Below are 16235 nucleotides of genomic sequence, written 5' to 3'. Positions count from 1 at the left end.
ATGATCTGACCTTCAGCGCGGCCGATGAACAGCTGGATGCGCAGCGCTTGTCGCAGCTTGAGCAGCGTTTTGCCGCTTTGCAGCAGCAAAACTATGACGAGGTGCAGTCAGAAGAGGATGACGAAGACGACAGTCCGCTGCCCCGCAAAGCCGGCTTCAGTGCCGAGGATTTACCCTCTCTTGCGTTGCTGGACAGACCGGATAAAGCCACCAATCCGATTGAACCGGCGGATTTGGAACGGGTTTCGCGGCTGGTGGAAGTGAAACTGCTGGACTTTGGTGTTGAGGCCAAAGTGGTTGGGGTTTACCCAGGTCCTGTGGTCACCCGGTTTGAGCTGGATTTAGCGCCAGGGGTCAAAGTCAGTAAAATCACCGGTCTGTCAAAAGATTTAGCCCGTTCCTTGTCCGCCATCAGTGTGCGGGTGGTGGAAGTCATTCCTGGCAAGTCTTACATAGGTTTGGAATTGCCAAACCAGCACCGCGAAATTGTCCGGTTGTCAGAAGTGATAGGTGATGAGGTGTTTACCCAGTCCAAATCGCCTTTGACCATGGTGCTGGGCAAAGACATTGCCGGTAAGTCCGTGGTGGCCGATTTAGCCCGCATGCCACACTTACTGGTGGCAGGTACCACGGGGTCGGGGAAATCGGTGGGTGTGAACGTGATGATTTGTAGTCTGCTGTACAAATCAACGCCGGAAGATGTGCGTTTCCTTATGATTGACCCGAAAATGCTTGAGTTGTCGGTGTATGAAGGCATTCCGCATTTGTTGACCGAAGTGGTTACCGATATGAAAGAAGCGGCCAATGGCCTGCGCTGGTGTGTCGGTGAAATGGAACGCCGTTACAAGCTGATGTCCGCTTTGGGGGTACGCAACTTAAAAGGCTACAACCAAAAAATTCAGGATGCACAAGACGCCAGCACGCCGATTAAAGACCCGTTGTGGAAGCCATCGGACGATATGCGTTCTGAGCCGCCTGTACTGGATAAATTACCTGCTATCGTCGTCGTTATTGACGAATTCGCTGACATGATGATGATTGTCGGTAAAAAGGTGGAAGAGCTGATCGCCCGTATTGCGCAAAAAGCGCGGGCGGCCGGTATTCACCTGGTGCTGGCGACACAGCGGCCATCGGTGGACGTGATCACCGGTCTGATCAAGGCCAATATCCCCACCCGTATTGCCTTTCAGGTGTCGTCAAAAATTGACTCGCGTACCATTTTGGACCAACAAGGTGCTGAAAGCCTGCTCGGTCAGGGCGACATGCTGTATCTGCCACCAGGCTCAGGTGTCCCCACCCGAGTACACGGCGCCTTTGTTGATGACCATGAAGTGCACAATGTGGTGTCGGACTGGAAAAAACGCGGCACCCCGAACTACATTGCCGAAATTCTGAATGGCGAACCCACCGAAGACAGCCTGTTGCCGGGTGAAACCTTGGAAGGCGATGACGCTGAATCCGACCCGTTATTTGACCAGGCGGTGGCTTTTGTCACTGAAGCACGCAAAGTGTCGGTGTCCAGTGTTCAACGCCGCTTCCGGATTGGCTATAATCGCGCGGCCCGTCTGGTTGAACAGATGGAAATGAGTGGCATCGTCAGTGGTGCCGGTCATAACGGCAACCGCGAAGTGTTAGCACCACCGCCACCAAGAATGTAATAAAGAGCCAGAGGGCTCATTGAGGAAAAAATGAAGTATTTGCTGTTAAGTGTGGCTTTGTGTGGTGTCAGTTCGTTTCAACTGCTGGCTGACCAGGCGGCGGCGCTGCAAAACAAGCTGGCGCGCCTGACCAGTTTTCAGTCCAGCTTTAACCAGACTGTGGTGGATGCCAATAAAAAGCTGATCCAGCAGGGTGAAGGCATGCTGTCACTGAAACAACCGTCACTGTTTCGTTTTGAAACCCAGACGCCTGAACCCAACCTCTTTATTGGTGATGGCACCACCTTGTGGTTTTATGCGGAGGTGCTGGACCAGGTCAGTATTTATGATGCGAAAGAGCAGGTGCAAAAAACGCCTTTTGTGTTGTTAACCTCACACGACCCGAAGTTATGGGCGCAGTACCAGGTGACAGGGCAAAACGAGCAGTTTGATATAGTGCCGAAAGACCCGAACAACGCGGTGAAAAAACTCAGCCTGAAGTTTTCCGGCCTGGCCTTGTCACAAATGACAGTGCTGGACAGCAACGGCCAGCAAAGTGATTTTGAATTCACTCTGGTGCAATACAACACGCCGCTGGCACAGGAGCTGTTTCAGTTCAGCATTCCGAAAACGGCCGAAGTGGATGATCAACGTAAAAAGTGACCAGTCTCGGATTTAATTTTCACGACGAAATCCGGCCTTTAGCGGCATTGCTGAGGCCACAAAGCCTGGCCGACTATGTCGGCCAGTCGCATTTACTCGGGCCCGGTACCCCACTGCGTAAGGCCATTGAAGCTGGCCGTATTTCATCCTTGATCCTGTGGGGGCCGCCAGGCACAGGCAAAACCACGCTGGCGGAGCTGATTGCGCTTTATGCCAAAGCCAGTATTGCCCGCTTGTCGGCGGTGACAGCAGGCGTGAAAGAAATCCGCGAAGAAATCCAGGCGGCCAGGCAGCGGCTGGCACAAAACCAGCGCACCTTGTTGTTTGTTGACGAAGTGCATCGCTTTAACAAAGCGCAGCAGGATGCGTTTTTGCCGCACATTGAAGATGGCACCATTATTTTTATTGGTGCCACCACCGAAAACCCGGCTTTTGCGCTGAATAACGCCATGTTGTCGCGGGCGCGGGTCTGCATTCTGAAAAAGCTGACAGAAGAGGATTTGCTGCGGGTGACAGAACGGGCCCTGGCACATTTTGCCGCGCAGCATCAACAGGTGGCACTGACTGAGGATGCCAGCCGCTTATTGCTGCGACTCGCTGATGGTGACGCCAGACGTTTGTTGAATTTGCTGGAGCAGTCGGTAGAGTCGGCACCCCAGACGGATGGCATGCGCACAGTGGACGCCGCCTTATTGCAGCAACTGGTGCCACGGCAGTTGCCTGGCTTTGATCAGCAGGGCGATTTGTATTACGACCTGATTTCTGCTTTCCATAAATCGGTGCGTGGCTCGAACCCGGACGGCGCTTTGTATTGGTATTGCCGTATTCTGGAAGGGGGCGGTGACCCTTTGTATGTGGCGCGGCGTTTGTTGGCCATTGCCAGTGAAGACATAGGCAATGCCGACCCGCGGGCTCTGACACTGGCGCTGGACGCCTGGGACACTTTCACCCGGGTGGGGCCGGCCGAAGGCGAGCGGGCCATAGCCCAGGCTGCTATTTATCTGGCGCTGGCGCCCAAAAGTAATGCGGTGTACACCGCTTTTAATCAGATGCGTCAGTTTGTGCAGCAGCAGCCGTCCTTTGAGGTGCCCAATCATTTGCGTAATGCGCCAACCAAGCTGGCAAAACAACAAGGCCATGGTCAGGATTACCGCTATGCCCATCATGAGCCCGGTGCTTATGCGGCAGGCGAACGCTATTTACCTGATGAAATGGCCGGGCTTTGTTTTTATCAGCCCAGCGACCGTGGTCTGGAAAAACAATTGCAGGACAAGCTGGCGTATTTACGCCAGTTAGATGCTGAATCAAGGAGGGATGCCGATGAATAGTTACCTCGCTGTCGCCATTGGTGGTGCTTTGGGGGCTTGCTGCCGTTACGGCCTGGGTGAATTTATCCTGCATCTTTTGGGCAAAGCATTTCCTTTTGCGACTTTGCTGGTTAATATTCTGGGGTCTTTTGTGCTGGGGGTTCTGTACGGCCTGTTTCTGACCGAACATCTGGCGGTAAGTCCTTGGAAGGCTCTGATTGGTATTGGGTTTCTTGGTGCTTTTACCACCTTTTCCACTTTTTCGCTGGACACCATTCTGTTAGTTCAACAAGGCGAACTGCCGAAGGCGGTGCTGAATGTTGTACTGAATCTGGTGTTATGTTTAACCTTAGCCTGGCTGGGTGTAAAGCTGGGTACTATGAAGTAAATCATTATGTTAGATGCAAAATTTTTACGCTCTGAACTGGCCCAGACTGCCGCCCGTCTGGCCGACCGTGGCTTCGCGCTGGATGTTGCGGCCATTGAACAGCTGGAACAACAGCGCCGTGATCTGCAGGTGAAAACCCAGGATCTACAAAACCTGCGTAACACCAAATCCAAGTCCATAGGTCAGGCCAAAGCCAGGGGAGAGGATATAGCTCCGCTGTTGGCCGAAGTGGACGGCTTAGGCGCTGAACTGGATCTTGCCAAACAACAGTTGGACACTGTGATGGCGCAGCTGGACGCTATTGTGCAGGCCATTCCAAACCTGCCGCATGAATCGGTGCCAACTGGCAAGGACGAAACAGGCAACCAACTGGTCCGCAGTTGGGGCGAAGTCCGCAGTTTTGATTTTGATGTAAAAGACCATGTCGCACTTGGCGAAGCGCTGGACCAAGGCCTGGATTTTGAGAATGCGGTAAAAATTGCCGGTTCCCGTTTTGTCGTGATGCGTGGTCAAATCGCCCGCCTGCACCGGGCTTTAGCGCAATTTATGCTGGACCTGCATACAGAGCAGCATGGTTACACCGAAATGTATGTGCCTTATCTGGTGAACTCCGATTCGCTGTTTGGCACAGGCCAGTTACCGAAATTTGGTGCCGATCTGTTTCACACAAAACCTGCGACTGAAGAAGGTCAGGGCATGTCACTGATCCCAACCTCTGAAGTGCCATTAACCAACCTGGCGCGGGATGTGATTTTTGATCTGGCTGAATTGCCCATAAAAATGACGGCGCATACACCCTGTTTTCGTAGTGAAGCGGGCTCCTATGGCCGCGACACCCGCGGCCTTATTCGCCAGCACCAGTTTGATAAAGTCGAAATGGTGCAACTGGTGCATCCGGAAAAATCTTTTGAAGCGCTGGAGCAAATGACAGGCCACGCTGAAAAAGTACTGCAACTGCTGGGGTTACCCTACCGCGTGATGTTGCTGTGCACCGGCGATATGGGCTTTGGTGCCTGCAAGACCTACGATTTGGAAGTCTGGTTACCGGCACAGAATACCTACCGCGAAATTTCGTCGTGCAGCAATATGTGGGATTTCCAGGCGCGCCGTATGCAAGCCCGTTTCCGCCCGGAAGAAGGCAAAAAGCCGGAGCTGCTGCACACGCTGAACGGTTCGGGTTTAGCTGTGGGCCGCACCCTGGTCGCCGTGCTGGAAAACTACCAGCAAGCCGATGGCTCCGTGCTGATCCCTGAAGTGCTGCGGCCTTATATGGGGGGTAAAACCCATATCAGCCTGGGTTCCTTGGGGTGATGGCGATTGTTCTGCACCTGGTGCTGTGGCTGGCCTCGGGTCAGAGGCCACTGCCTCAGCATAAAGTGGTGCGTAAAGTCAGGCCCAGCACAACCAAAATACTGTTGCGCTGGTTGTATTGGATTATTTTGATTTCGATGGCGGTATTGGTGCTGGTGATCAGCCTGGATGCCGCCATGACAATGTATAAAAAGCTGCGTTAGCAGCTTTATGTACAGGATGTACGGTATGCCGAAATGGCAGGAGCACTGTCCGGCGATGTACAGGATGTACGGTATGCCGAAATAGCAGGAGCATTTTTCGGCGATGTGTTTACAGGCACTTGGCCGGTTTGGGTAAACCTGCAATACGGGTGGCTTGTTTGGCTGGTCCTTCCGGAAACAATAAAAACAGATACTTGCTGTTGCCTTTGTCCGGCCCCAGTTTTTCCCCCATGCTTTTCACCAGTAACCGAATGGCTGGTGAGGTCTGGTATTGCTGGTAAAAGTTGCGAACAAAATGCACCACTTCCCAGTGCGCATCAGTCATCTCTATCTGCTCCAGTGCAGCAAAGGCCAACGCCAACTGCTCGTTCCACAGGCTCAAATCGGCCAGGTAACCGTGTTTATCCAGCGGGTAACTAACCCCTTCAATACTCAGCTCAGACATAAACTTAATGGGTTCTCCAGCACCAATTGGTGAATTTGCGGATCTTCGCAGCTTTGCACAGAGTCAGAGGGCTGCATACCCCTGACGGCAAGATCCGTATTGCTGACCAACACAGACGCTGCACAATGGCTCAGCTGCGACTGCAAATAGACCGCCTCATGACGTAACAGCACCTGGTCTTCTGCGGTCAGCCAGCTCAGGCAGGCTGGTATTCTGTTTTGCTGCAGGATCACCAGCATCTCAGGCTCCTATCAGATGCTGCTGTGATGCCAGCAATTGGTTCAGCTGCGGGCCTTCCAGCAGTTGCACCGGGCCTTGCAGCTGCTCGGCAGTCAGCTGACGCTGGCGCAATGATTCGGCACAAACATACAGCCTGTCGATGTCATAGAGTTCAAACAATTTCTGACGTGGCCGCAAATCTTTGATCTGTACCGCAGTGCTGTCCTGACCAGGCATTAACTGGTAGACAGCGTCATCGCAAAACACCAGGCTCAGCTCGTAATCGACGGCAGCCAGCGCCAGCACCAGGTCTTGAGTCTCCCGGGCATAAGCACCGTCAAAAGGCGCTTTGGTATGAACTATGGCAATTTTCATCAGAACTGCACCAGTTGTTTGACTTGCGATAACCGCATGGCGAATTCGGCAAGGCCAGCCGCGATACAAGGTTCGGCCACTGCAGTGACCCCCCGTTTTTCGGCGGCAGTCACGCAATACAACAAGGGGATTTGCTGCTGTGCACAGCATTGGCGCAACAGCGCAGCTAAATCCGGCTCGTCTGACGGTAAATCAATGGCTGCACTGGCAGCCCACACCGCGTCACGGTACAAAAATACGGAATCGACCTGTTTACCTTGAGCCACACAATGCTCTAAAAAGCGCAAAGCTGACGCAAAACCTTGCCCCTGCAATACAGCAGACTGCAGCAATACAGCAATCATGTTGCCTCCAAAAAAAGCAATGCCCCGGCTAAGCGGGGCATTGTACAAAAATCACAGCAGAGCCGAAAGTTTTAGTCGTCGTTGCCCATAATGCCCAATAACTGCAGTAAGGACGTAAACAGGTTAAATACGTTCAGATACAGGCTGACTGTGGCGCGGATGTAGTTGGTTTCGCCGCCATGCACAATACGGCTGGTGTCGAATAAAATCAGACCCGACATAATCAGCACTACAGCCGCATTGATGGCCAGATGCAGGGCTGGGATCTGGAAGAACAGATTGGCCAAACCGGCAACAATCACCACAATCAGGCCAACAAACAGGAAGTTGCCCATAAAGCTGAAGTTTCTTCGGCTGGACAGCGCAATGGCTGACAAGGCAAAAAACGCGACGGCGGTCAGGCCCATCGCCTGCATAATCAGTTCGGGACCATTGGCCATAGCGGCAAAGCGGTTCAGCAGAGGGCCAATAGAAGCACCCATCACGCCGGTAAAGGCGAAGGTCCAGAAGATGCCGCTGGCGCTGTCTGCTTTACGTTGTACCACAAACACCAGACCTAAACCGACCAGTGACAACACCAGTGCCACGCCAAAGCCGAAGTTCATCGCCATAGCGATGCCGGCAGTCAAGGCCGAAAAGGCCAGTGTCATTGCCAATAAAAAGTAGGTGTTACGCAGAACCTTGTTGGTTTCACCAACCTGACTGTAGGTGCTGCTGTGCATTGATGGTTGATAAGACATAGACTTTCCCCCTCTATGAGACTGTTAGTTGCTCTGACCTTATCTTACTTGGGAAGTTCAGAAAGAACCAGCCGGTACTTTGCAAATCAATTCATACAGTTATCTTATTTTCTTTAAAGTGAAAAAAAACTTTTACTTTCCACGCTGATCTGATTAATATACGCGGCGCCGGAGGGATGGCAGAGCGGTTTAATGCACCGGTCTTGAAAACCGGCGAAGGTTAATAGCCTTCCGAGAGTTCGAATCTCTCTCCCTCCGCCACTTATTCAAAAAAGCCGCTTAGCGAAAGTGAAGCGGCTTTTTGCTTTTCTGCAATCACTACAACAAACCCGCCGCAGCGGGTTTGTGTCTGAGTTGCGCTTTACTGCACAGCGTTGCAGCTAAAGCACACCGAATACATTCCTTTCGGGTCGTTAAACTCTTTCAGCGTGGCGAAATCTGCTTTGATCTGTGCGCTGAGCCGCTGCAGCAGTGGAGCAAAGGCCATGTTCGACTCTGTCTGAGGCAACAATGCAGTCATCGCGTCTGAGGCAAATAAATCCTTCATCAGCTGTTCGCTGGGGCTCAGCTCTTGCTCAATGACCGAAACATCGTAATGACTCAGGCCTGCTTTTTCCGCTGCTGCAGCAATGGCATCATCAAAACTGCCCAGTTTATCAACCAGCCCTAACTCCAGTGCTTTGGTGCCGGTCCAGACCCGGCCCTGAGCCACTTTGTCTACCGCCTCTTTGGTCATGCCGCGATGCTCTGCCACCATGCTGATAAAGTCGTCATAACCTTTGTTAATCAGCAACTGGAAGATATTGGCCATATCAGCGCTCAGGCCTTTAAACAGCGGTAAGCCAGCACTCAAACCGGCCAGCTCCGTAGTGCCGACTCCATCGGTGTTCAGGCCCAACACCGGCATGGCGTTTTCCAGGGTATGGAACAGACCAAAAATGCCGATAGAACCGGTGATGGTGGTGGGGGCGGCCCAGATCTCATTGGCAGGTGCCGCTATCCAGTAACCACCTGAGGCGGCGACCGCTCCCATGGAGGCAATCACAGGTTTGCCAGCGGCTTTGAGCAGTTTAATTTCCTGACCTATGACCTCAGAGGCAAAGGCACTGCCGCCGCCGCTGTCAATACGCAGCACCACGGCTTTGACTTTGTCATCCAGACGGGCACGACGCAGCAGGGCGGCGGTGCTGTCCCCCCCTATAGTGCCTGCTTTGGCGTTGCCATCGACTATAGTGCCACGTGCGACCACAACAGCGACTTTATCCATCATAGGGTTGTCAAAAGCCGGCATCAGCACTTGGTCTGCATAGTCATCGAAATTCACCTGGTTAAAGCTGTGCTTTGAGTTTTCACCAACCAGCGCAATCAGGTCCTGACGGAATTCTTCGCGGGTTTTTACTGTGTCAACCAGTCTGGCGTCCAGGGCATATTGGGTCATATCACCGGACACCGCCTGCAGCTTCTGATACAAACCCAACACAGTTTCGTCAAAGCTGCCATGGTCAAAACCACGGCGTTCTGCCACCTGGGCTTTGTAACCTGTCCAGAGCTCGGTCAACCAGGCCCGGTTGGCCTCTTTGGCTTCGTCTGACATATCATCACGGATAAAAGGCTCCACTGCGGATTTATAGGTACCAACGCGGAATACATGGGTCGTCACTTTCAGTTTTTCCAGTGCCGATTTGTAGTACATCGGATAGCTGCCAAAACCCTCTAATAACACCGTGCCCATTGGATTCAGGTTGATACTGTCAGCATAAGAGGCCAGGAAATACTGGTTCTGGCTGTAATAGTCGCCGGTGGCAAAAACTTTTTTGCCTGCCTGTTTAAAGGTCAACAGGGCAGTGCCAATGGCCGTCAGCTTGTCCATTGAACCTGAGCGCAACGCGGATAAATCCAGAACTATGGCTTTGATCCGCTGATCTTTGCCAGCGGCATCAATGGTTTTCACCACATCACTGACCAGAACCTCTGGGTTTTCGGGTTCACCTCCCATACCTTCACTGATGGCCGCATCCAGGGGATCGATGTAGGTTTTTTCTTCTACCAGGTCACCTTCCAGGTTCAGCACCAGCGCAGAACTGGGTGCAATTTCAACTTTATCGCCACCGGAAAAGATGGAAGTCAGGATGAACACCAGGATCAGCAGAAAAATCACGTTAAATGTGAAGTGACGAAGCGCACTGATGCCGCGCCAGATGGCGCCAAAGAACCTGCGGATAAAACCTTGTTTTTGTTCAGACATAGAACCATTCCTTCAATAAAAATCCTGTCTATCCTCCATGCTAACCAATGTCGGCATAAAGCTCAGATGGAATTTGTAACCAAATGTGTGTCATCTTGTGGCCAGCAACTTGTGCCGATCCTCGGCAGTGCTTGCGCAGCAATGGCAAAACAGCTACATTCACCCCATTCAACAGGTATGACCAGAGAGAAGGCCGTGGCGTATCCACATTTATTAGCACCCCTGGATTTAGGTTTCACACAACTGCGCAACCGCGTGATCATGGGCTCCATGCATACGGGTCTGGAAGAAGAAAAACAGGGTTTTCGTAAACTTGCAGCTTTTTACGCTGAACGGGCCAAAGGCGGCGTTGGCCTGATCATTACCGGCGGTATCAGCCCGAACTTTCGTGGCAATCTGGTGCCTTTTGGCAGTCAACTGACCTGGTGGTGGCAGGCCGCTAAACACAAGCAGGTAACGCAGGCCGTGCATCAGCATGGTGGCAAAATTTGTCTGCAGTTATTGCATGCCGGCCGTTATGGCTATCATCCATTCAGTGTGGCACCCAGTGCAATCCAGTCACCTATCACGCCTTTTAAGCCCAAGGCTATGTCTGATTCCGCCATTCGCAGTACCATCCGCGATTTTGCCCATTCAGCCAGGCTGGCGAAAAAAGCCGGTTATGACGGCGTGGAGATTATGGGTTCTGAAGGCTATTTGCTAAACCAGTTTATTTGTAGCAGAACCAATCACAGAACGGACCAATGGGGCGGTAGTTATGAAAACCGCTGCCGTGTGCCGCTGGAAGTGGTTAAGGCGGTGCGTGAAGCTTGTGGCCCGGATTTTATTATTATTTACCGCTTGTCGATGCTGGATTTGGTAGAGCAAGGCTCCAGCTATGACGAAGTGGTGCAGTTGGCCAAATGGGTTGAACAGGCGGGTGCGACGCTCATCAATACCGGCATTGGCTGGCACGAAGCCCGGGTGCCGACCATAGGCACCATGGTGCCCCGTGCCGCCTTTAGCTGGATCACCGAACAGGTCCGTTCACAAGTGGGTATTCCGGTGATCGCCACCAACCGCATCAACACACCTGAAGTGGCCGAAACCATCCTGGCCAGCGGTCAGGCGGACTTGGTCTGTATGGCACGGCCTTTCCTGGCAGACGCAGAGTTTGTCAACAAAGCCGCAGCCGGACAGTCGCACCTGATCAATACCTGCATTGCCTGTAATCAGGCCTGTCTGGACCATATCTTTAAAAATAAACGGGCAAGTTGCCTGGTCAATCCCCGAGCCTGTTACGAAACCGAGCTGAATTTCGGCAAAGCCAGCACAGTGAAAAAAATCGCTGTGGTTGGAGCCGGGCCCGCTGGCCTGGCATTCAGTGTTTATGCCGCCAGTAAAGGCCATCAGGTCACCTTATTTGACAAAGCGACAGAAATCGGTGGTCAGTTTAACTATGCCAAACAGGTACCGGGCAAAGAAGAATTTCATCAGACGCTGCGTTACTTTGCACAAATGCTGAAACTGCATCAGGTGAAGCTGGAATTAGGCAAGGAGCAGACTTCAGAGAGTTTGCAGCAAGCCGGGTTTGATGAAATAGTCATTGCGACAGGCATTAAAGCGCGGCAACTGCAGCTGGAAGGCAGTGACCACCCTAAAGTACTGAGTTACCTGAATGTCCTGCGTGATCATGCGCCGGTCGGACAGAATGTCGCCATTATCGGGGCCGGTGGTATCGGCTTTGATGTGGCGGAATACCTGACGGAACCTGAGTCATTGACTTTGCAGCCTGAGCATTGGCTGAAAGACTGGGGTATTGATAAAACCTATCAGCAGCGTGGGGCCCTGCTGGCTGAGCCGGTGGTTGAAGCTGCACCACGTAAAGTCTTTCTGCTGCAGCGTAAAAGCAGCAAAGTGGGGGCGGGTCTGGGTAAGACCACTGGCTGGATCCACCGCAGTTCACTGAAAAAGAAAAATGTGGAAATGTTCAGTGCAGTGCAGTACGACAAGGTGGACGATAACGGGCTTTGGATCACGCTGGACGGGCAGCAACGTTGCTTGGCGGTGGACAACGTGGTGGTGTGTGCCGGCCAGGAAAGTGAACGCACTTTGTTTGAACAGCTCAAAGACAGTGGCTTGTCTGTGCACCTGATTGGTGGGGCTGACGTGGCAGCGGAACTGGACGCCAAACGAGCGATCCGGCAAGGCGCTGAACTGGCTGCCCGTTTATAATGCAACAAAGACTGTAATCTGGCTTGAGCACATTATTTTTACAAAACAGGGGTTACCCCCTGTTTTTTTTTGCCTGATATCCCTTACTCTGTCTCATGCATACGAATGCAAAGAACAACAGGCGTTCAGTTGGTGCACTGTGCAGGGCTTGCACCAAATTGGTGCTGAAGTGATCGTTCAGGTCACAGACTTTGACGCTGTGAGCGTTATGAAACTGGCGGGGGCAGGGAATTTGTGCCGTATCCCCACAAGCTGGCCTCAGCCTTGCTTAGCAGAATAAGACTATCATACAGGGGAGTGTTCGATGTCAGGTGTACTTACCATGATACTGGCCGGGGGAGAAGGAACCCGGCTGGCACCGTTAACTGGGGTTAGAGCCAAACCTGCAGTGCCTTTTGGCGGAAATTACCGCATTATCGATTTTGTGCTGAATAACTTCGTGAATTCTGATCTGCTGCAAATTTTTGTCATCACTCAGTTTAAGTCACATTCACTGATGAAGCACTTAAGCCGGGCCTGGCGGGTGACTGGCCTGACCAACAGATTTATCGACCCTATTCCGGCTCAGATGCAAACAGGTAAACACTGGTATCTGGGCACCGCGGATGCAGTGTATCAGAATATTCACCTGATCCATGGTCTGGACCCTGAGCATGTCTGTGTGTTTGGGGGCGACCATATTTACAAAATGGATGTGCGGCAGATGTTGGATTTCCATCGTCAGTTGGGGGCCCGCCTGACGGTGGCAGCTATTCCTGTACCTGTATCACAGGCGCATGAATTTGGCATCATTGAAGTGGATGCCACGGGTAAAATGATTGGCTTTGAAGAAAAACCCAGGCAAAACCCTAAAACCATTCCTGGCCGGCCTGGTTATGTACTGGCGTCAATGGGGAATTATATTTTCGAAGCCAAAACTCTGGTGGATGTGCTCAATGAAGACGCCGTCAAAATAGATTCCAAGCACGATTTCGGCCACAACATTATTCCTGAGCTGTATCCGTCTGGTGATGTGTATGTGTATGACTTTTCAAGTAATTTAATTCGTGGTGAAAAAGACGAATCCAAAGGTTACTGGCGTGACGTCGGCACCATCGATTCCTACTACGAAGCCAATATGGACCTGATAGCGGTGGAGCCACCGCTGAATATGTACAACAAACACTGGCCGCTGCGCAGCTACACGCCGCCGATGCCACCCGCCAAGTTTGTGCATGATGAAGCGAACCGGACAGGGCAGGCCATCAGCTCGATGGTGGCTGCAGGTTGTATCGTCAGCGGGTCCATCGTGTACCACTCTATTCTTGGCTACAACACCCATATCCACAGCCATGCGTACGTGGAGAAATCCGTGCTGATGGGGAACAACGATATTGGCCGTGGCTGCCGTATTCGGCACGCCATTATCGACAAAGATGTCAAAATAGCGCCAGGTACAGTGATTGGTGAGGATGAAGTACTGGATAAACAGCGTTTTCATGTTTCATCCGAAGGGGTTATTGTAATACCTAAAGGGGCAGTCATAGGGTTTGATTAATGCGCGTGTTGTTTTTGTGCAGTGAATACGAAGGTCTGATCAAAACAGGGGGTCTGGCCGACGCAACCCGGGCTTTGGCGGTTGCCTTGCAAAAGTCCGGGGTGGATGTCCGGGTGATGCTGCCACGTTATGGTGCTTTGTACGATGTAGCGCTGACGCCTGACTGGCAGTCTGTGTATTTCAGTCTGGCTGGTGAGGCCATGGGCTGTGCCGTACGTCAGGTTGCGGCGCAGGAAGTGCCGCTCTATCTGCTGGAGCATCATGAACTCTTTGGTCGAGAGCGGCCTTATGATGACGGCCTGCATGGCTATCCGGATAATGCGCGCCGTTTCAGTTTCTTTTGCAAAGCTGCTTTGCAATGGTGCCTGGAACAGGACTGGAAACCGGATCTGATCCATGGTCATGACTGGCAAACCGGTGCCGCTGCCTGTTATCTGAAAACCCTTTATGCGGCGGCGTTGCCCAATTGCCGTTTTGTGTTCACAGTGCACAATGGGGCTTATCAGCAGCCGTTATCCATGGCTGAGCTTTATGCCAACGAATTAAGCTGGGGCTTGCCTCAGCTGAGGCCAAGCCTGCTTGCTTGTGGTTTGGTTTATGCCGACAAACTGGTCACCGTCAGCCAGGGCTATGCGGCTGAGCTGCTGGAAGAACCGGCTGCCAATGGTTTAAGCCAGTTGTATCAGCAACGACGGCAGGATTTCAGCGGTATTCTCAATGGGGTAGACGACCAAATCTGGGACCCGGCTATTGACCCCTACCTGACTCACCATTTCAGCCCTGTCGATCTGACTGGCAAATTGCACTGTAAGCAGCAGCTGTTGCGTCACTGCAAGCTGCCAGACACCGACTGGCCGCTGTTTGTCAGTGTCAGCCGCCTGACCGGGCAAAAAGGCTATGACTATCTGATCCCGGCGCTAGAGCAATGGTTAACCTCTGCTCAGGCTTATGTGGTGTTGATGGGCACAGGCGAACCGCTGTACGTGGATAGCTTGCAGCAGCTGGCACTGAAGTATCCGCATCAGCTGCGGTTTATTCATGGTTTTGATGAGGCCTTATCTCACTTACTGGAGGCGGCTGGTGATTTTTTCCTGATGCCATCTTTGTTTGAGCCCTGTGGTTTGAATCAGTTGTATAGCCTGAAATATGGCACTTTGCCGCTGGTGAGGGCAACAGGCGGCCTGAAGGATACGGTGCAGGGACTGGACCAGCCTCAACCTACGGGCATTCGTTTTAACGAGCCCAAACCTGAAGCTGTGCTTCAGGCATTGCAACAGGCGATGGCGCTTTATCAGCAAAAGGAAAAGTTTCTGCAAATCCGTAAAAGAGGGATGCAGCAGAATTTTGACTGGGGCAGTGCCGCCAGGGCCTATCTGGCGCTGTATCAGCAGCTGCTGAATTGAGTAGCAGATAAGCGGTCAGTCAAGGACCCAGAGAAAGCTGTTGTCGTCGGAAAACGAAGTCTGTTAGCCTTACGCTGCATTTAGATCGCTGAGCCGGAGTCGAATTATGGATGCTGTGACCCTATTAACCACTCGTTATTCTTCACCACGCCTGACCGAACCTGCACCGGCGGGGGAAGATTTGCAGCTGATTAAGCAGGCCGCCTTGCAGGTACCCGATCATGGTCATTTGAGACCTTGGCGTTTTGTGGTGTTTAATGGCCGGCAGGCACTGCAGAAACTGGGCGATATCTTTGCCGAAGCGGCGCTGGAGGACGACCCTTCGGTGTCGGATGAAGTGGTGGAGCGAGCGCGTCAGTTGCCACTGCGGGCGCCTATGGTGATTGCCTGTATCGCTAAATGCGTGGAACACCCGAAGGTGCCTTTTTCTGAACAGATCCAATCTGCTGCCTGTGCTGTGATGGCTATGCAGCAGGCGGCTTTTGCGCTGGGTTTTGGTGGGATCTGGCGCAGTGGTGCCTACACCCAGTATGAGTTTGTTAAACAGGCGCTGGAACTGGGTGAAGATGATGAAATTGTCGGTTATCTGTACCTGGGCACCTGCGCTTTGGATGTGCCGCCGCGTCAGCCATTAAGCCCGGAAGGTTTTTTTCAGGATTTTCAGGGCTGACCTCAAAAAGCAGGCTCCGACCGGAGCCTGACTGCCACTAAAAACCAGTTTCAAAGTGCGCTGTTGCCTGCACCTGCTCCCAGGTTCCGTCTGAATATAAAATGGTCGCTTTCCCCAAATGTTCCTGATAAGGCCGGATTTGTTTATTGCAGCTCAAGGCTGTGGCCGCACAGCCCGAAGTGGCATCCGACCAAATAACCTGAGAAACAGTTTTGGTGACGCCTGTGATGCGCCATAACGCCAGATTGGTATTGTTATCAAAGGTGAATTCCATGGCTGAACAATACCCCACCTGCCACTCATCATAAGCTGCAGTATCCACCATGCATTCCATCGTGGCCGCACTGGCGGCACCACTCAAAACCAGCAGAGGTAATAAGACTTTTTTCATTGAAGATCCCTTTAGATTGAAATTTGCCAAAATGGCAACAAAAGTAAAAAATATGTTTACTTGTTTGTCAATTGGGGAAATGAAAAAAACTTGGGTTGCCGCTGCAGTACAGTTAAAAAAAAGCCCCTGGAAACAGGGGCTTG

General features: G+C 52.3%; 16 protein-coding genes, 1 tRNA gene and 1 pseudogene. 11 read left to right on the top strand and 7 right to left on the bottom strand.

Features of this window, described 5'->3' with window-relative positions:
• Nucleotides 1–161 precede the first annotated feature (161 nt).
• From WKJ03_RS00390 to WKJ03_RS00365, 6 genes and pseudogenes are all read left to right on the top strand, one after another.
• A pseudogene (locus WKJ03_RS00390) lies at nucleotides 162–1658 on the top strand (DNA translocase FtsK); the annotation flags it as partial.
• A 30-nt stretch (nucleotides 1659–1688) separates the two neighbouring features.
• Complete coding sequence (lolA, locus tag WKJ03_RS00385) at nucleotides 1689–2300, top strand: outer membrane lipoprotein chaperone LolA (RefSeq protein ID WP_337840170.1); 612 nt, start codon at nucleotides 1689–1691, stop codon at nucleotides 2298–2300.
• Complete coding sequence (locus WKJ03_RS00380; protein ID WP_337840169.1) at nucleotides 2297–3628, top strand: replication-associated recombination protein A; 1332 nt, start codon at nucleotides 2297–2299, stop codon at nucleotides 3626–3628. The genes lolA and WKJ03_RS00380 overlap by 4 nt, the downstream gene beginning before the upstream one ends.
• Entirely contained in the window at nucleotides 3621–3995 is a 375-nt protein-coding gene (gene crcB / locus WKJ03_RS00375) for a fluoride efflux transporter CrcB (protein ID WP_337840168.1), read from the top strand. The genes WKJ03_RS00380 and crcB overlap by 8 nt, the downstream gene beginning before the upstream one ends.
• A gap of 6 nt (nucleotides 3996–4001) precedes the next feature.
• A complete protein-coding gene (gene serS, locus WKJ03_RS00370; protein WP_337840167.1) occupies nucleotides 4002–5306 on the top strand; it encodes a serine--tRNA ligase in 1305 nt (434 codons plus the stop codon).
• Nucleotides 5306–5509 carry a hypothetical protein gene (locus tag WKJ03_RS00365; protein WP_337840166.1) on the top strand — a complete coding sequence of 68 codons (204 nt, stop codon included), beginning with the start codon at nucleotides 5306–5308 and terminating at the stop codon, nucleotides 5507–5509. Before serS ends, WKJ03_RS00365 begins: the two co-directional genes overlap by 1 nt.
• Before the next feature lie 109 nt (nucleotides 5510–5618).
• Here WKJ03_RS00365 and WKJ03_RS00360 read toward each other — a convergent pair whose 3' ends face one another.
• The 5 genes from WKJ03_RS00360 to WKJ03_RS00340 all read right to left on the bottom strand — a co-directional run bounded on the left by WKJ03_RS00360 (nucleotide 5619) and on the right by WKJ03_RS00340 (nucleotide 7632).
• Nucleotides 5619–5954: a TusE/DsrC/DsvC family sulfur relay protein gene (locus WKJ03_RS00360; protein WP_337840165.1), complete on the bottom strand. Its 336-nt coding sequence runs from the start codon at nucleotides 5952–5954 to the stop codon at nucleotides 5619–5621.
• Nucleotides 5942–6193, bottom strand: coding sequence for a DsrH/TusB family sulfur metabolism protein (locus WKJ03_RS00355; RefSeq protein ID WP_337840164.1), 252 nt, complete (start codon nucleotides 6191–6193; stop codon nucleotides 5942–5944). Before WKJ03_RS00355 ends, WKJ03_RS00360 begins: the two co-directional genes overlap by 13 nt.
• 1 nt (nucleotide 6194) lies before the next feature.
• Nucleotides 6195–6548, bottom strand: coding sequence for a sulfurtransferase complex subunit TusC (gene tusC / locus WKJ03_RS00350; RefSeq protein ID WP_337840163.1), 354 nt, complete (start codon nucleotides 6546–6548; stop codon nucleotides 6195–6197).
• Nucleotides 6548–6892 (bottom strand): DsrE family protein, encoded by a 345-nt coding sequence (locus tag WKJ03_RS00345; RefSeq protein WP_337840162.1) that lies wholly within the window; start codon nucleotides 6890–6892, stop codon nucleotides 6548–6550. Before WKJ03_RS00345 ends, tusC begins: the two co-directional genes overlap by 1 nt.
• Before the next feature lie 71 nt (nucleotides 6893–6963).
• Nucleotides 6964–7632 (bottom strand): Bax inhibitor-1/YccA family protein, encoded by a 669-nt coding sequence (locus tag WKJ03_RS00340; RefSeq protein ID WP_337840161.1) that lies wholly within the window; start codon nucleotides 7630–7632, stop codon nucleotides 6964–6966.
• A gap of 170 nt (nucleotides 7633–7802) precedes the next feature.
• Here WKJ03_RS00340 and WKJ03_RS00335 point away from each other — a divergent pair.
• A tRNA-Ser gene (locus WKJ03_RS00335) sits at nucleotides 7803–7893 on the top strand.
• Between the two features lie 100 nt (nucleotides 7894–7993).
• Here WKJ03_RS00335 and sppA read toward each other — a convergent pair.
• Nucleotides 7994–9877 carry a signal peptide peptidase SppA gene (sppA, locus tag WKJ03_RS00330; RefSeq protein ID WP_337840160.1) on the bottom strand — a complete coding sequence of 628 codons (1884 nt, stop codon included), beginning with the start codon at nucleotides 9875–9877 and terminating at the stop codon, nucleotides 7994–7996.
• A gap of 177 nt (nucleotides 9878–10054) precedes the next feature.
• On the opposite strand from sppA, the gene WKJ03_RS00325 reads away from it, so the two are divergent.
• From WKJ03_RS00325 to WKJ03_RS00310, 4 genes are all read left to right on the top strand, one after another.
• On the top strand, nucleotides 10055–12091 hold the full coding sequence (locus WKJ03_RS00325; protein WP_337840159.1) for an NADPH-dependent 2,4-dienoyl-CoA reductase: 2037 nt from the start codon (nucleotides 10055–10057) through the stop codon (nucleotides 12089–12091).
• Between the two features lie 304 nt (nucleotides 12092–12395).
• Nucleotides 12396–13628: a glucose-1-phosphate adenylyltransferase gene (gene glgC / locus WKJ03_RS00320; RefSeq protein WP_337840158.1), complete on the top strand. Its 1233-nt coding sequence runs from the start codon at nucleotides 12396–12398 to the stop codon at nucleotides 13626–13628.
• Nucleotides 13628–15031: a glycogen synthase gene (locus WKJ03_RS00315; RefSeq protein WP_337840157.1), complete on the top strand. Its 1404-nt coding sequence runs from the start codon at nucleotides 13628–13630 to the stop codon at nucleotides 15029–15031. Before glgC ends, WKJ03_RS00315 begins: the two co-directional genes overlap by 1 nt.
• A 106-nt stretch (nucleotides 15032–15137) precedes the next feature.
• Entirely contained in the window at nucleotides 15138–15701 is a 564-nt protein-coding gene (locus tag WKJ03_RS00310) for an NAD(P)H nitroreductase (protein WP_337840156.1), read from the top strand.
• A 37-nt stretch (nucleotides 15702–15738) separates the two neighbouring features.
• On the opposite strand, the gene WKJ03_RS00305 is transcribed toward WKJ03_RS00310, so the two are convergent.
• Complete coding sequence (locus tag WKJ03_RS00305; RefSeq protein ID WP_337840155.1) at nucleotides 15739–16092, bottom strand: hypothetical protein; 354 nt, start codon at nucleotides 16090–16092, stop codon at nucleotides 15739–15741.
• Between the last annotated feature and the right edge of the window lie 143 nt (nucleotides 16093–16235).

The organism is Rheinheimera sp. (assembly GCF_037442525.1).
Classification (GTDB): Bacteria; Pseudomonadota; Gammaproteobacteria; order Enterobacterales; family Alteromonadaceae; genus Pararheinheimera.
Note: the sequence above shows the minus strand (reverse complement) of the source record. Positions and strands in the feature narration are given on the sequence as shown.

Excerpts from the sequence above, each read along its gene's own strand:
- WKJ03_RS00345 (WP_337840162.1), bottom strand. The coding sequence starts at position 6,892 with ATGATTGCTGTATTGCTGCAGTCTGCTGTATTGCAGGGGCAAGGTTTT.
- tusC (WP_337840163.1), bottom strand. The coding sequence starts at position 6,548 with ATGAAAATTGCCATAGTTCATACCAAAGCGCCTTTTGACGGTGCTTAT.
- WKJ03_RS00340 (WP_337840161.1), bottom strand. The coding sequence starts at position 7,632 with ATGTCTTATCAACCATCAATGCACAGCAGCACCTACAGTCAGGTTGGT.
- WKJ03_RS00315 (WP_337840157.1), top strand. The coding sequence starts at position 13,628 with ATGCGCGTGTTGTTTTTGTGCAGTGAATACGAAGGTCTGATCAAAACA.
- sppA (WP_337840160.1), bottom strand. The coding sequence starts at position 9,877 with ATGTCTGAACAAAAACAAGGTTTTATCCGCAGGTTCTTTGGCGCCATC.
- WKJ03_RS00360 (WP_337840165.1), bottom strand. The coding sequence starts at position 5,954 with ATGTCTGAGCTGAGTATTGAAGGGGTTAGTTACCCGCTGGATAAACAC.
- WKJ03_RS00310 (WP_337840156.1), top strand. The coding sequence starts at position 15,138 with ATGGATGCTGTGACCCTATTAACCACTCGTTATTCTTCACCACGCCTG.
- WKJ03_RS00365 (WP_337840166.1), top strand. The coding sequence starts at position 5,306 with ATGGCGATTGTTCTGCACCTGGTGCTGTGGCTGGCCTCGGGTCAGAGG.
- WKJ03_RS00355 (WP_337840164.1), bottom strand. The coding sequence starts at position 6,193 with ATGCTGGTGATCCTGCAGCAAAACAGAATACCAGCCTGCCTGAGCTGG.
- lolA (WP_337840170.1), top strand. The coding sequence starts at position 1,689 with ATGAAGTATTTGCTGTTAAGTGTGGCTTTGTGTGGTGTCAGTTCGTTT.
- WKJ03_RS00325 (WP_337840159.1), top strand. The coding sequence starts at position 10,055 with ATGACCAGAGAGAAGGCCGTGGCGTATCCACATTTATTAGCACCCCTG.
- serS (WP_337840167.1), top strand. The coding sequence starts at position 4,002 with ATGTTAGATGCAAAATTTTTACGCTCTGAACTGGCCCAGACTGCCGCC.
- crcB (WP_337840168.1), top strand. The coding sequence starts at position 3,621 with ATGAATAGTTACCTCGCTGTCGCCATTGGTGGTGCTTTGGGGGCTTGC.
- glgC (WP_337840158.1), top strand. The coding sequence starts at position 12,396 with ATGTCAGGTGTACTTACCATGATACTGGCCGGGGGAGAAGGAACCCGG.
- WKJ03_RS00305 (WP_337840155.1), bottom strand. The coding sequence starts at position 16,092 with ATGAAAAAAGTCTTATTACCTCTGCTGGTTTTGAGTGGTGCCGCCAGT.